Genomic DNA, 13,506 nt, shown 5'->3' with positions numbered 1-13,506 from the left:
CTAGTTACACCATCGCCCGAGACGTTACGACGCGCCGTCCCGCACGTCCAGTACGCGCCGCGCGAGCCATGGACCGCAAGCCTCAAGCCTCAAGCCGCCGACGGCGATGCGCCCCCACAGGAAACGCTCACCCTTCGACCGACAGCAAACGGACGGTGCGTGGGTGGGAGATTCACGCGGAGACGCGGGACTCCACGACTCCGCGGGGCGCAGGAAGCTCCACCTCCGCCGGAGGCGCCTCGCACTGCATGACCCGCGGCAACCGCAACGCCATCAGCGCCCCCAGCAGCAACAGCCCCGCACTCACCACCAGCGTGACATGCAACCCGTGCACGAAGCTGTCCCGCGCGACCCGCCGCAGTGCGACCCCGACCGGCCCGCCCAACTGCCCGGCGACCTCGTACGCCTCGCCCAGCGAATGCCCCGCCGCGTCCGACGCCGACGCCGGCACCCCGGGCACGGACTTCAGTCCGGGCGCGTACGCGGCGTTCATCACGCTTCCCAGCAGCGCGATCCCGATCCCCGCCCCCAGCTGGTACGACGTCTCCCCGATCGCCGCCGCCCCGCCCGCCTGCTCCGGCGGCGCCTCGCTCAGCATCGACTCGTACGCCGCGAACAAGGTCGTCTCCAGGCCGAAGCCCAGCAGCAGGAACCCCAGCAGCAGCAGTCCCGTGTTGTCCGACCCGCCCATCGCGGTCAGTGTCAGCACCGCCAGCGCCGTGAGGACGAACCCCCCGCACACCATCCGGCGCGGCCCGAACTGCCGGAGCAGCCGTGCCCCGGCCAGCCCGGCCGCCATCGCGGCGAAGGTCAGGGGCAGCAGGCGCAGGCCCGTCTCCAGCGGAGACAGTCCCAGCACCAGCTGCAAGTACTGTGCCGCGATCAGTTCGAGACCCACCAGCGCCAGCATCGCCAGCACGATGCACCCGACCGACGTACTGAAGGCCGGCCGCCGGAACATCCCCAGATCCACCAGCGGATGCAGGCGACGTCGCTGACGGCGGACGAACAGCACGATCAGCACCGCGCCCACCAGCAGCGGCGCCACGGTGAACAACCCGAGCTCCCCACCGCCCAGCCGCTTCACACCCAGCACGACACCGAAGAGACCGGCCGCCGCCATCAGCGCGCCGACCACGTCCCAGGGGCCGTCCGCCGCGCCCCGTGACTCGGGCAGCAGCAGCCGTCCCACCGGCAGGCTGACCAGCATCAGCGGAATGTTGACGAGGAAGACCGAGCCCCACCAGAAGTGCTCGAGCAGAAAGCCGCCCAGGAGCGGGCCGACCGCGGCACCGACCGCGGCCACCGCGCTCCAGATGCCGATCGCGAGCGCCCGCTCACGCCGGTCGGGGAACACCTGGCGCAGGATCGACAGCGTCGCGGGCATGATCATCGCGCCGCCGACACCCAGCAGCGCCCGCGCCAGGATCAGGGTCTGCGCGGTCCCGGCGAACGCCGCCAGCGCGGAGGCGACGCCGAACAGGGCGTAGCCGAGCAGCAGGATGCGTCTGCGGCCCACCTTGTCGCCGAGCGTGCCGAAAAGGATCAGCAGCGAGGCGCAGACCAGTGGATAGGTGTCGACGATCCAGAGCAGCTCGATCGCGCCGGGCCGCAGGTCCTCGGTGACCGCCGGCACCGCCACATGCAGCACCGTCGCGTCGACGGCGACCAGCAGCAGGCTGACGCACAGCACCACCAGGACGACCCAGCGGTTGGCACCGGCCCCGGCCGCCCGACGGCGCAGCCCAGCGGCGGCCGTGGTCGTCCCGGACATGTACGTACCTCCCAGGTGATCCCCCGGTTCGGCGGGCTCACGGGGTGGGGACTCCCCGCGGCTCGGCCGGAGAGGAGCGGTGTCTCCGGCCCGCGCAAACGAACACGAGTGGAACGCAGCGTACGCGAGTTCGCGCCAGGGCCACGTGGCGGACCTCTCACCACCCACGGGCAACCCATGTGGCGTACGCCACTCCCGCGCCCTGTCCGGGCCACCCCCCGTGCCCCTCCCCGTGGCGGCTCCGCGCACCTCCTCCCGGGGGTCCCGACCGCCCCGGCGGATCCGGTCGCCGGGCGGGCCGTCGATAATCGAGCCCGTGACCGATCTTGAGACGCGCGTGACGCCCCCCGGCTCCGCGACCCTGCGCCGGGCGGCCCCCGCCCTCCTGGGGTACGCGGCCGTGCGTGCCCTCGGTCTGCTCGCGCTGGTCGTGTGGAGCGCCGCCCGCGACAAGAGCGCGTACACGCTGCTGACCGCCCGCTGGGACGCCCTCTGGTACACCAGGGTCGCCGAGCTGGGCTACGGCTACGAGGTCCGTCTGCCGAACGGCGACGTCCACTCCAACCTCGCCTTCTTCCCGCTGCTGCCCTGGCTGGAAAGGCTCCTGCACGCGGTGACCCCGCTGTCGTACGCCGACGCCGGTTTCGTCGTGTCCCTGCTCGCGTCGCTCGCCGCCGCCTGGGGCGTGTTCGCGGTCGCCGACCAGGTGTACGGCCGCCGGGCCGGGGTGTGCGCGGTGCTGGTGTGGGCCGTTCTGCCCGTCGGGATCGTGCAGTCGATGGCATACAGCGAGTCACTGTTCACCGCGCTGGCCGCCTGGTCGCTGTACGCGGTGCTCACCGGCCGGTGGGTGACCGCGGGAGTTCTCGCGTCGCTGGCCGGTCTGACCCGTCCGGTGGGACTCGCGGTGGTCGCGGCGGTGTGGGCGGCGGGCGTGGCGTCCTTCGTCCGTGACCGGGAGTCGCCGACCGCCGAGGCCGCTCCCCGGCGCGGGGCCGGGGCGACCGCCGCCCGCGTCGCGCCACGCGCCCTCGGCATGCTCCTCGCGCCCCTCGGCGCCGCCGGATACGTCCTGTGGGTCGGCCACCACACCGGCAGGGGCCCGCTCGGCTACTTCGACGTCCAGGCGGGCTGGCGCAACGGCTTCGACGGCGGCTACGCCTTCGCCCGCTTCGTCGCCGACAAGTTCACGTCATTCCCGTCCGCCCTCGCCGGCCTCGGGCTGATCGTCGGCGTCGCCCTGCTGCTGTGGCTGTACGTCGTCTGTGTGCGGCAGCGCCAGCCCCTTCCGCTGCTGGTGTACGCGGGTGCGGTCCTCGCCCTCGCCCTGTGCGCGTCGAGCTACTTCGGCTCCAAGCCGCGCCTGCTGCTGCCCGCGTTCCCACTGCTGCTGCCGCTCGCCCTGGCCCTGGCCCGGCTGCGGACGTCCAGGTCGGCGCTGGTGGTGGGGTGCCTCGCGGTGGCCTCGGCCGGGTACGGCGCGTGGTGGCTGAACGGCAGCGGTCCGCCGTAAGAGAATCCGGCTTTTCGGTGAACCCTTTCATACGTTCCCTAAAACTATCTCCTGGAATGATCAAAGGAATTGAAGGGAACACTGTTCGACCATTAGCGATTACACAGGAATAAGCGGCCTTCTGAGAGCAATCCCACATCACATCGTCATCACAAACCAGCGGAATCGGCCGGGTCTCGAGCTCACTCGCTGTAACGTCGTTTAGGTGCGTACCGAACAAAACCTCACCCGTCTGGACCGGGTGTTCGCCAGGCTCGACCGGGAGCCGGAACGACCGGCCCACATCGATGTGCCGAAGATGAGCAGGCACCGGGTCGCGCTGTTCCTGGCGACCCTGGCCTTCTATCTGGCGATCGTGTGGCTCGTGGTGATCACCTCGTGGCTGGTCCGCCTCGACTGGCTGGTCATGTTCTTCCGGCCGTACCAGCAGTGGTCCGGCATCCACTGGTTCGTCGACTACTACGTGGTCCTCGGCCAGCGCGGTCCGACCGCCGTGATGGTCGCCGCCTGGCTCGGCTGGAGATCGTGGCGGCAGCACACCGTGCGCCCGCTGCTCACCCTCGGCGCCTCGCTGCTGCTGCTGAACCTCACCGTCGGGGCCGCCAAGCTCGGCATGGGCCGGCTCGGACCGCACTACGCGACCACCATCGGCTCGAACGAGATGGGCCTGGGCGGCGATATATTTCCCAGCGGCCACACCGCCAACGCGGTCGTGACCTGGGGAATCCTGGCGTATCTGGCCTCGACCCCGAGGGCCCGCCGCTGGCTGTCCGCGCTCTCCGCGGTGACCTCGCTCGGCGTCGGCCTCGCCACGGTCTACCTCGGCACGCACTGGCTCAGTGACGTGGTGCTCGGCTGGGCCGCGGGTCTGCTGATCCTGCTGGCGCTGCCCTGGTGCGAGCCGCTGATCGCGCGCGCCGAGGTCGCGATCTTCGACCTGCGCGACCGCTGGCGCGACCGCCGCGCCGGTACGGCCCCGGCTCCGGCCCCCGCTCCGGCTCCGGCCGCACCCGTCGCCGTACCCGTGCCGTTCGTCTCGGGTGCGCCGGCCCAGGAGGAGGCCTCCGCGGCCCGCGAGCCGGCGCAACCGGCCCGTCCGCCGCGGGCGCCGGTCCATCTGGCGCCGGGCCCGCACACGCCCCGCTCGGAGCGCACCCCGGTCACCCCGGTCGGCAGCCGCCGGCCACCGCACGCCGACCGCCTCCCGCGCGGCGCCGCGACCTCCGCGGCCCGACCGCTGACAGGCGGCTGACCTCCCCGAACAGCGGAACCCCGGTACGCACAACCCGGTTCCGCGCCCGAAGGCCCCGGTTCCCGAAGACGGGAACCGGGGCCTTCGCCGTGCTCGCCCCGCCTCTTCGGGCGCCTCAGCCCTTCCAGGCGCGCGCCACCAGCCCGTCGCGCACCTCGAAGTTCAGCCGCCCGAAGCGGTACTCCATGGTGATGATCGTCCCGGGCGCCAGTTCACGCACCGTCGACCACCCCCGTTCGCGCGCGAGCCGCTCGGCCCGTGCGGCCTCGAGGCCGACGTATCCGTCCGGATTGTCCTGGGGCTCCGCTGGCGGAGTGGGATTCGGTGCCATACCGCCACGCTAGGCGGCGAGCCCCGCCCCGGGAACCCCGGACCGGCGATACGGATCACTCCGGTCACACTTCTGTCACAGGATCACGACATGCGTTTCGGTCGAACTCCCTCACACGGACGAGCGGTTTCGTGCGCCTTCCGCGCGAATTCGAACGCAATTCCCGCGTGTCGCCCGGCCGCCTCGAATAACCCGTCGGAAAGTTCGCGGGGTACCGTCCCAGGACCCCGCCGCATTACGATTCCGTGCGGGATCGCGGGAGCTGACTGCTCATAGGAAATACACGGCTCCCCCACACATCCTCCGTACGCACCCGGGACGCCGGCGGGCCCGGGACAGGGCGAACGAAGGGGCGAGCGAGCGATGGGGACGCAGACCGTGACGGCGGCACGAACCGGGGACATCGGTCACCGGGGCCGCGGCCGGGTGGTCGTCGACTGGCTGACCACCACCGACCACAAGAAGATCGGCCACCTCTATCTGATCACGTCCTTCGCCTTCTTCCTCGTCGGCGGGATCATGGCGCTGCTGATGCGGGCCGAACTGGCCCGGCCCGGGCTGCAGATCGTGGACGCCAACCAGTTCAACCAACTGTTCACGATGCACGGCACGATCATGCTGCTGCTGTTCGCGACCCCGTCCTTCGCGGGCTTCGCCAACGAGCTGATGCCGCTCCAGATCGGTGCCCCGGACGTGGCCTTCCCCCGGCTGAACATGCTCTCGTACTGGCTGTTCCTGTTCGGCGGGCTGACCGTGCTGGGCTCGCTGCTGACACCGGACGGCCCGGCGGCGTTCGGCTGGTTCGCCTACGCGCCGCTGAACAGCCGGCAGTACTCGCCGGGGATCGGCCCCGACCTGTGGATCATGGGCCTGGCGCTGGCCGGCTTCGGCACGATCCTCGGCGCGGTCAACTTCATCACCACGATCATCGGGATGCGCGCGCCCGGCATGACGATGTTCCGGATGCCGATCTTCACCTGGAACACGCTCTTCACGTCGATCCTGATCCTGATGGCGTTCCCGGTGCTGGCGGCCGCGCTGCTGGTGCTGGAGGCGGACCGGCGGTTCGGTTCGCAGGTGTTCGAGGCGGCCAACGGCGGAGCGCTGCTGTGGCAGCACCTGTTCTGGTTCTTCGGGCACCCCGAGGTCTACATCATCGCGCTGCCGTTCTTCGGGATCATCACGGAGATCATCCCGGTCTTCAGCCGCAAGCCGATCTTCGGCTACCTCACCCTGGTCGGCGCGACGATGGCGATCACCGGGCTGTCCATCGTGGTGTGGGCGCACCACATGTTCGTCACGGGCGCGGTGCTGCTGCCGTTCTTCTCCCTCATGAGCTTCCTGATCGCCGTCCCCACGGGCGTGAAGTTCTTCAACTGGACCGGGACCATGATCAAGGGCTCGATCTCCTTCGAGACGCCGATGCTGTGGGCTACGGGCTTCCTGGTGACCTTCCTGTTCGGAGGCCTGACCGGAGTGATCCTGGCGTCGCCGCCGATGGACTTCCACGTCTCCGACTCGTACTTCGTGGTCGCCCACTTCCACTACGTCGTCTTCGGCACGGTGGTCTTCGCGATCTTCGGCGGCTTCTTCTTCTGGTGGCCGAAGTTCACCGGGAAGCTGCTCGACGAGCGGCTCGGGAAGATCCAGTTCTGGACGCTGTTCGTCGGCTTCCACACCACGTTCCTGGTGCAGCACTGGCTGGGCGCCGAGGGCATGCCGCGCCGGTACGCCGACTATCTCGCCGCCGACGGGTTCACCGCGCTCAACACCGTCTCGACGATCGGCTCGTTCCTGCTCGGCCTCTCCACCCTGCCGTTCCTCTACAACGTCTGGAAGACCGCCAAGTACGGCACGAAGGTCGAGGTCGACGACCCTTGGGGCTTCGGCCGTTCCCTGGAGTGGGCGACGTCCTGCCCGCCGCCCCGGCACAACTTCACGACGCTGCCGAAGGTCCGCTCGGAGTCCCCGGCGTTCGACCTGCACCATCCGCAGTACGCGGCCGAGATCCCGCAGCCCGAGCCAAAGCGCCATCAAGCCGGTCACGAGCCGTCCTGATCGCCTCGATCAGCTCCACGGGCTCCAGCACCTCGAACTCGAAGCCCGCCATCATCACGTGGATCACCATCACGTCGAGGCTCGCGGCGCCGGTGCGCAGCACACAGGCCCGGTCGCCGTCGGGCTCCAGCGTGCCGGCCGAGGGCGAGATCCGTTCGGCGGCCTCGGCCAGCGGCACGAACAGCCGGACGGTGGCCCGGGTGGCGTACGCGCGCGTGGAGACGCCTTGCGAGACGTACGCGGCGAGGTCCTCGGCGGGCGGCTCGCGCGGTACGAAGCGCGGCCCGTGCGGCGGCCTCGGCGTGAGGCGGTCCACCCGGAACGTACGCCAGTCGGCGCGGTCGAGGTCCCAGGCGACCAGGTACCAGCGGCGCTCGGTGCACACCAGGCGGTGCGGTTCGACGGTGCGGCGGGTCGCCGTGCCGTCGTGCCCCCGGTAGTCGAAGCGCAGGCGTTCGGCGTCCCGGCAGAGATGGGCGAGCTCGGTGAGGACGGCCGGGTCCACGGCGGAGGACCGCGGGCCGCGCAGCATCGGCACGGTGAAGGCGTTCAGGGCGCCCACCCGGCGCCGCAGCCGGTGCGGCAGCACCTGCTCCAGCTTCGCCAGGGCCCGTACGGAGGTCTCGCCGATGCCCTCGATGCCCTGCCCGGCCGCCGTCCGCAGCCCCACCGCGACGGCGACGGCCTCGTCGTCGTCCAGCAGCAGCGGCGGCAACTCGGCGCCGGCGCCCAACTGGTAGCCGCCTCCGGTGCCGGGGCTGGCGTTGACCGGGTAGCCCAGCTCGCGCAGCCGGTCCACGTCCCGGCGCACCGTGCGCGAGGTGACTCCCAGCCGGTCGGCGAGTTGGGCGCCGGACCACTCGCGGTGGGCCTGGAGCAGGGAGAGCAGGCGCAGCAGTCGGGCGGAGGTCTCCAGCATGCGCCCAGTGTGTCCCACGAGGTGGGTGGGCCCCACCCGGCCGTCCCGCCGGATGGGGTCACCGTGTCCCGGAGGGGGAACGGCTCAGAGCGTGAGGCGCTGTCCGGGCACGATCAGGTCGGGGTCGCCGCCGACGACGGCCTTGTTGGCCGCGTAGACCCGCTGCCAGGTCAGCCCGTGGCGGGTCGCGATGGTGCTGAGGGTGTCGCCCTCGCGGACGGTGTAGTCACCACGGCCCGTACCGCGCGAGGTCTGGGCCGTCGAGCGCTCCGGCGCGTTCGAGGAACCCGACTGCGAGGAGTTCGAGGTGCCGGACTTGGAGCTACCGGACTTCGAGGAGCCCGACTTCGAGGAGCCCGACTTGGCGGAGCTCGACTCGGCCGAGGACGATCCGGCCCCCGGTGCGCTGCCTGACGCTCCGGCGCGCGCCGAGCAGGTCGGCCACGCCCCCCACCCCTGGGCGTTCTGCACCTTGGTGGCGACGGAGATCTGCTGTGCCTTGCTGGCCTTGTCGGCGGTCGACGCATAGGCGGTGCCGCCGTACGCGCGCCAGGTACCGGCGGAGAACTGGAGCCCGCCGTAGTAGCCGTTGCCGGTGTTGATCGACCAGTTGCCGCCGCTCTCGCACTGGGCGATGCGGTCCCACACCCCGCTGTCGGCCGCCGTGGCGTTGCCGGTCGTGCTGAGCAGTCCGAGGGGGGCGAGCAGGATCGCCCCGGCGAGGACCGCCGTCTTGCGCGACGAGGTGCGGGTGTGGATATCGGCACATTCGGACATGTAGATCCCTCTCTACGAACCCGGGCTCCCCCTGGCCGGGGCGTGCCGGCCGCGCAGGGACGCGGTCGTCACGCCCGGCCCGTCCGCCGGCGGTGGTGCTGCGCGATGTCTGGCTCTGCGCGGCCGGCGGACGTACCCGAGCGGTGCTCGTTGCACACGGCGGAGCAATCTAGGCAGCTGACGGTTCGTTATCAACCAACTCCCCGTTGTCCCAGGCCAGTTCGCAGTTACCCTAGGTAGCGGCGAATTTCGGCCACCTACTTCGTTCCCTCATTTCCGGATTTGTCGACCAGGGCCCCGCGCGGACTGTGAGTCAGCTCACCGAATCAACTTCCGTGACCTCTCCGTTACTTGGCATGGAGTGGCGGATTCCGCACGCATCGTGACCGCGCGCGCAGGTTGGTTCGATTCCGTTCGCCGTCCAGCGTGACCCTGGCCACAGATCGCCCGTTGTCTTCTTCATGAGCCGGGGACCCACCCGGACCACGAGCCGGGGGCCACCCGCCTCGCCCACGCACCGCATCCGAGGGAGTCACCCGTGCCGCGCATGCTCGACGTCAGCGACGAGGTACGCGCCGAGATCGGCAACGAAGAAGCCGACCGGCTGCTCGCCGGAGACAACGCCCCGGGCAGTTACGACTGCACGTCCTGCCGCACCCCGGGCGACTCCGAGAACGAGCGCACCAGCACCGTCCTGTTCATCGGGGACGAGACCGCCGTTCTCGCCTTCGCCCACTCCACCTGTCTGCCCTCGCAGGTCGTCCAGGTCACCGAGGAGCAGCTCCAGGGCGCGGTCCGCTCCATCAACGGCGACACCGTCGACCTGGACCCCGACAAGGTCGCACCCGAGCAGGCGGTGCTCGGCGTCACCAGCGGACTCGTCCTGATCGCCGGGGAGTTGCACCCGGCCCTGGTCGTCGAGCCGACCGCGCCCATCGTGCGGCCCGGCACGACCGGCGCGGGCGACGACTTCCTGCCGCTCCTCATCGAGCAGGGCTTCATGCCGCTGTCCGAGCTGACCGAGGTGCCGCCGGTGCAGCACGGCTGGTCCGTGCTGCTCGCGATGGGCCAGCTGCACGCGGTGCTCCAGCCCTCGGTGAACGGCGGGCAGCCGGTCGCCTGGTGGCAGGCGCACCAGCCGTTGCAGGTGACGGAGGGCTGGCGGGCCGCCGCCAACAAGCACCAGCAGGTGCTGATGTTCGCGGCGCCGGTGGGCTCCATCGGGCGTCAGCCCCGGGAGGACCTGCTGCGGGACGCGCTGGACAAGGCCGCGGCCAACGGGCAGTTGGTCGGGGCGGCACTTCCGCTCGCCGGCACCTGAGTTCGCCCACCGGGCGGGGACCGCGGCCGTACGGCGACCGACAGGACGTCCACGGACGCGGCCCCGCGCCCCCCTGAGGCCGCCTGCCGAGCCGCATCCCTTCCCGTGCCGCGTCGTTTGGACATACGTGCACACCTACGACGTTCCCCGCCGCCCGTCCTTCCAGTCGATCCCGTCCGCGCGACCGGCCCAGGACGCGTCAGGCGGCCCATCGGCCACGCCGATCTACGACGCGCTCTACGCCGAGTACGTCAAGACGTTCCGTTCGCTGCCCGGCGACCGCAGCGGCGAGGACGAACTGGGGTTCACCGCCTTCGGGAACATCCCGCACCACACGGGTTCCTACCCGGCGCCCCGCCCGGGGTCGTTCAGCAGCTCCTACAGCGCCTACAGCGCGGGGGCGCAGAGCGCGCGGGTCGGGCAGCAGTCCCAGTGGCAGCGGGTCGGGCAGCTCGGCCAGCAGGCCGCGCCGACCGCGATGCACCACGTCCCGGCGGCGCTCCCGCCGGCCCCCCGCAGGTCCTTCTGATCACTGATCACGACCGGAGGGCGGCACCCGTCACGGGTGCCGCCCTCCGGTCGTGGTGCCGTTACTTCTTCTTGGTGCCGCGCTTCTCGCGCACCCGCACCGAGATGTGGATCGGCGTGCCCTCGAAGCCGAACTCCTCGCGCAGACGGCGCTCGATGAAGCGCCGGTAGCCCGCCTCGATGAAGCCGGAGGCGAAGAGGACGAAGCGCGGGGGCTTGGTCCCGGCCTGGGTGCCGAAGAGGATGCGCGGCTGCTTGCCGCCGCGGACCGGGTGCGGGTGGGCGGCGACCAGCTCGCCCAGGAAGGCGTTGAGGCGGCCCGTCGGGACGCGGGTCTCCCAGCCTGCCAGGGCGGCCTCGATCGCCGGGACCAGCTTCTCCATGTGCCGGCCGGTGCGCGCCGAGACGTTCACCCGGGGCGCCCAGGCGACCTGGGCGAACTCGGTCTCGATCTCCCGCTCCAGGTAGTAGCGGCGCTCCTCGTCGAGGGTGTCCCACTTGTTGTACGCGATGACGAGGGCGCGGCCCGCGTCGACCGCCATGGTGACGATGCGCTGGTCCTGGACCGAGATGGACTCGGAGGCGTCGATCAGGATGACCGCCACCTCGGCCTTCTCGACGGCGGCCGCGGTGCGCAGCGAGGCGTAGTAGTCGGCGCCCTGCTGGAGGTGGACGCGCTTGCGGATGCCCGCCGTGTCGACGAACTTCCAGGTCACACCGCCGAGTTCGATCAGCTCGTCGACCGGGTCGCGGGTGGTGCCCGCGATCTCGTTGACGACGACACGGTCCTCGTTGGCCACCTTGTTCAGCAGCGAGGACTTGCCGACGTTCGGGCGGCCGATGAGCGCGATGCGGCGCGGGCCGCCGACCGCGGTGCCGAAGGTCTGCGCGGGGGCCTCCGGCAGCGCCTCCAGGACGGCGTCCAGCATGTCGCCGGTGCCGCGGCCGTGCAGAGCGGAGATCGGGTGCGGCTCGCCGAGGCCCAGGGACCACAGGGCGGCCGCGTCGGCCTCGCCGCTCATGCCGTCGACCTTGTTGGCGGCCAGCACGACGGGCTTGCCGGCCTTGCGCAGCAGCCGTACGACCGCCTCGTCGGTGTCGGTGGCGCCGACCTTGGCGTCGACGACGAAGACGACGGCGTCGGCGGCCTCGATCGCGTACTCGGCCTGCGCGGCCACGGAGGCGTCGATGCCGAGGACGTCCTGCTCCCAGCCGCCGGTGTCGACGAGCTTGAAGCGGCGGCCCGCCCACTCGGCCTCGTAGGTGACGCGGTCGCGGGTGACGCCCGGCTTGTCCTCGACGACGGCCTCGCGGCGGCCGATGATCCGGTTCACCAGGGTCGACTTGCCGACGTTCGGGCGGCCGATGACGGCGAGCACCGGCAGCGGCCCGTGCCCTGCGGCCTCGATCGCCCCCTCGACGTCCTCGACGTCGAAGCCCTCGACGGCGGCGAGCTCCATGAACTCCGCGTACTCGGCGTCGCCGAGCGCCCCGTGATCGTGCTCGAAGGCTTCCGAGCCGTCGGGCTGGATGTGGTCGTTCATGAAGTCCGTACCTCGTCGTTCATTCGTGGTGATCGGTGGAACAGCCGTTTTGTTCTGGTTGATCCACTACTCGGTATTCAGTGTCGCTCAGCGCCCGGTCAGGCGCCTGGCGTTTTCCAGGTGTGCGGCCAACTGCTTCTGGATGCGTTCGGTGGCGGCGTCCAGTGCCTTGCGGGTGCGCAGCCCGCTACCGTCGCCCGCGTCGAACGGTTCGCCGAAGACGACGTCGACGCGGGAGCGCAGCGGGGGCAGTGCCTTTATCAACCGTCCGCGCCGTTCGGAACTTCCCAGCACGGCGACGGGCACGATCGGGGCCCCGCCGCGCACCGCGAAGTACGCGAGCCCGGCGCGCAGGGCGGCGAAGTCTCCCTCGCCGCGGGTGCCCTCCGGGAAGATCCCGAGGACCCCGCCGTTCTCCAGCACGCCCAGCGCGCGGGTGATCGCCGTCCGGTCGGTGGTGTCGCGGTCGACCTTGAGCTGCCCGATGGCGGTCAGGAAAGGGTCGAGGGGGCCGATGAACGCTTCCTTCTTGATCAGGAAGTGCGTCGGCCGCGGCGCAACGCCCATCACCATCGGACCGTCGACGTTGTGCGAGTGGTTGATCGCGAAGATCAGCGGGCCGCTCGCCGGCACCTTCCAGGCGCCCAGCACCCGCGGCTTGAACAGCCCGTACATCAGGCCGACGCCGATGCGCCGCCCGACCTCGGCGCCCTTCTCCGAGGGCACGGACCCGGTGGTCACCTCGCGGCCCGCTTCTCCTCGACGAGGGTGACGACGCACTCGATGACCTGGGCCAGCGTCAGCTCCGTGGTGTCCACCTCGACGGCGTCGTCCGCCTTGGCGAGCGGGGAGGTCTTGCGGGAGGAGTCGGCGGCGTCCCGCTTGATCAGCGCCTCCCGGGTGGTGTGGACGTCCGCGCCCTTCAGCTCGCCGCTGCGCCGGGCGGCCCGGGCCTCCGGGGAGGCGGTGAGGAAGATCTTCAGGTCGGCGTCGGGCAGCACGGTCGTGCCGATGTCCCGGCCCTCGACGACGATCCCCTGCTCGGTGGAGGCCGCCAGCGAGCGCTGGAGCTCGGTGATCCGGGCCCGCACCTCGGGTACGGCGCTCACCGCGCTGACCTTGGCGGTGACCTCCTGGGTGCGGATCGGGCCGGCCACGTCGATGCCGTCGACCGTGATCGTCGGGGCGGCCGGGTCGGTGCCGGAGAGGATCTCCGGCTTGCCGGCGACGGCGGCGATCGCCGTGGGGTCCTCGATGTCGATCCCGTTGGTCACCATCCACCACGTGATCGCCCGGTACTGGGCGCCGGTGTCCAGGTAGCTCAGCCCCAGCTGGGCGGCCACGGCCTTGGACGTGCTCGACTTGCCCGTGCCCGAGGGGCCGTCGATGGCGACAATCACGGGCTGGGCGGCGCCGTTTTCCACGGGAGGACACCTTCCTGGTGCGAGGCGGTGGGTGTGCGGGACGCGACCGCGCCCCGCACAAGGTT

General features: G+C 71.1%; 11 protein-coding genes and 1 pseudogene. 5 read left to right on the top strand and 7 right to left on the bottom strand.

Annotated features, from left to right (window positions below):
- Window positions 1-172: 172 nt before the first annotated feature.
- Complete coding sequence (locus tag OG933_RS33800; protein ID WP_362528284.1) at window positions 173-1,774, bottom strand: MFS transporter; 1,602 nt, start codon at window positions 1,772-1,774, stop codon at window positions 173-175.
- 316 nt (window positions 1,775-2,090) lie between these two features.
- Between OG933_RS33800 and OG933_RS33795 the strand changes: the two genes are divergently transcribed.
- Together OG933_RS33795 and OG933_RS33790 are read left to right on the top strand one after the other, a co-directional pair.
- Window positions 2,091-3,287 carry a mannosyltransferase family protein gene (locus OG933_RS33795; RefSeq protein ID WP_405630633.1) on the top strand — a complete coding sequence of 399 codons (1,197 nt, stop codon included), beginning with the start codon at window positions 2,091-2,093 and terminating at the stop codon, window positions 3,285-3,287.
- 205 nt (window positions 3,288-3,492) lie between these two features.
- Window positions 3,493-4,539, top strand: coding sequence for a phosphatase PAP2 family protein (locus OG933_RS33790; RefSeq protein WP_362528279.1), 1,047 nt, complete (start codon window positions 3,493-3,495; stop codon window positions 4,537-4,539).
- A gap of 115 nt (window positions 4,540-4,654) precedes the next feature.
- Here OG933_RS33790 and OG933_RS33785 read toward each other — a convergent pair whose 3' ends face one another.
- On the bottom strand, window positions 4,655-4,870 hold the full coding sequence (locus OG933_RS33785; RefSeq protein WP_142269589.1) for an I78 family peptidase inhibitor: 216 nt from the start codon (window positions 4,868-4,870) through the stop codon (window positions 4,655-4,657).
- Between the two features lie 363 nt (window positions 4,871-5,233).
- Between OG933_RS33785 and ctaD the strand changes: the two are divergent.
- Window positions 5,234-6,766 (top strand): annotated as a pseudogene (gene ctaD / locus OG933_RS33780) (cytochrome c oxidase subunit I); the annotation flags it as partial.
- A 40-nt stretch (window positions 6,767-6,806) separates the two neighbouring features.
- On the opposite strand, the gene OG933_RS33775 reads toward ctaD, so the two are convergent.
- Together OG933_RS33775 and OG933_RS33770 are read right to left on the bottom strand one after the other, a co-directional pair.
- Window positions 6,807-7,847, bottom strand: a complete 1,041-nt coding sequence (locus tag OG933_RS33775; protein WP_362528276.1) for a YafY family protein — start codon at window positions 7,845-7,847, stop codon at window positions 6,807-6,809.
- Window positions 7,848-7,931: 84 nt separating this feature from the next.
- Window positions 7,932-8,624, bottom strand: a complete 693-nt coding sequence (locus tag OG933_RS33770) for a transglycosylase family protein (protein ID WP_405630630.1) — start codon at window positions 8,622-8,624, stop codon at window positions 7,932-7,934.
- Between the two features lie 538 nt (window positions 8,625-9,162).
- On the opposite strand from OG933_RS33770, the gene OG933_RS33765 reads away from it, so the two are divergent.
- Together OG933_RS33765 and OG933_RS33760 are read left to right on the top strand one after the other, a co-directional pair.
- Window positions 9,163-9,945, top strand: coding sequence for a hypothetical protein (locus OG933_RS33765; RefSeq protein WP_020128177.1), 783 nt, complete (start codon window positions 9,163-9,165; stop codon window positions 9,943-9,945).
- A gap of 127 nt (window positions 9,946-10,072) precedes the next feature.
- Window positions 10,073-10,474 (top strand): hypothetical protein, encoded by a 402-nt coding sequence (locus tag OG933_RS33760; RefSeq protein WP_362528271.1) that lies wholly within the window; start codon window positions 10,073-10,075, stop codon window positions 10,472-10,474.
- Window positions 10,475-10,535: 61 nt separating this feature from the next.
- Here OG933_RS33760 and der read toward each other — a convergent pair whose 3' ends face one another.
- From der to cmk, 3 genes are all read right to left on the bottom strand, one after another.
- On the bottom strand, window positions 10,536-12,017 hold the full coding sequence (der, locus tag OG933_RS33755) for a ribosome biogenesis GTPase Der (RefSeq protein WP_362528268.1): 1,482 nt from the start codon (window positions 12,015-12,017) through the stop codon (window positions 10,536-10,538).
- Window positions 12,018-12,104: 87 nt separating this feature from the next.
- Window positions 12,105-12,758 (bottom strand): 1-acyl-sn-glycerol-3-phosphate acyltransferase, encoded by a 654-nt coding sequence (locus OG933_RS33750; RefSeq protein WP_267020665.1) that lies wholly within the window; start codon window positions 12,756-12,758, stop codon window positions 12,105-12,107.
- On the bottom strand, window positions 12,755-13,441 hold the full coding sequence (cmk, locus tag OG933_RS33745; protein WP_405630627.1) for a (d)CMP kinase: 687 nt from the start codon (window positions 13,439-13,441) through the stop codon (window positions 12,755-12,757). Before cmk ends, OG933_RS33750 begins: the two co-directional genes overlap by 4 nt.
- Window positions 13,442-13,506 lie beyond the last annotated feature (65 nt).

The organism is Streptomyces sp. NBC_00016 (genome assembly GCF_045040885.1).
In the GTDB taxonomy this organism is placed as follows: Bacteria; Actinomycetota; Actinomycetes; order Streptomycetales; family Streptomycetaceae; genus Streptomyces; species Streptomyces coriariae.
The sequence above is the reverse complement of the archived record's forward strand: the minus strand, read 5'-3'. Positions and strand labels throughout refer to the sequence as shown.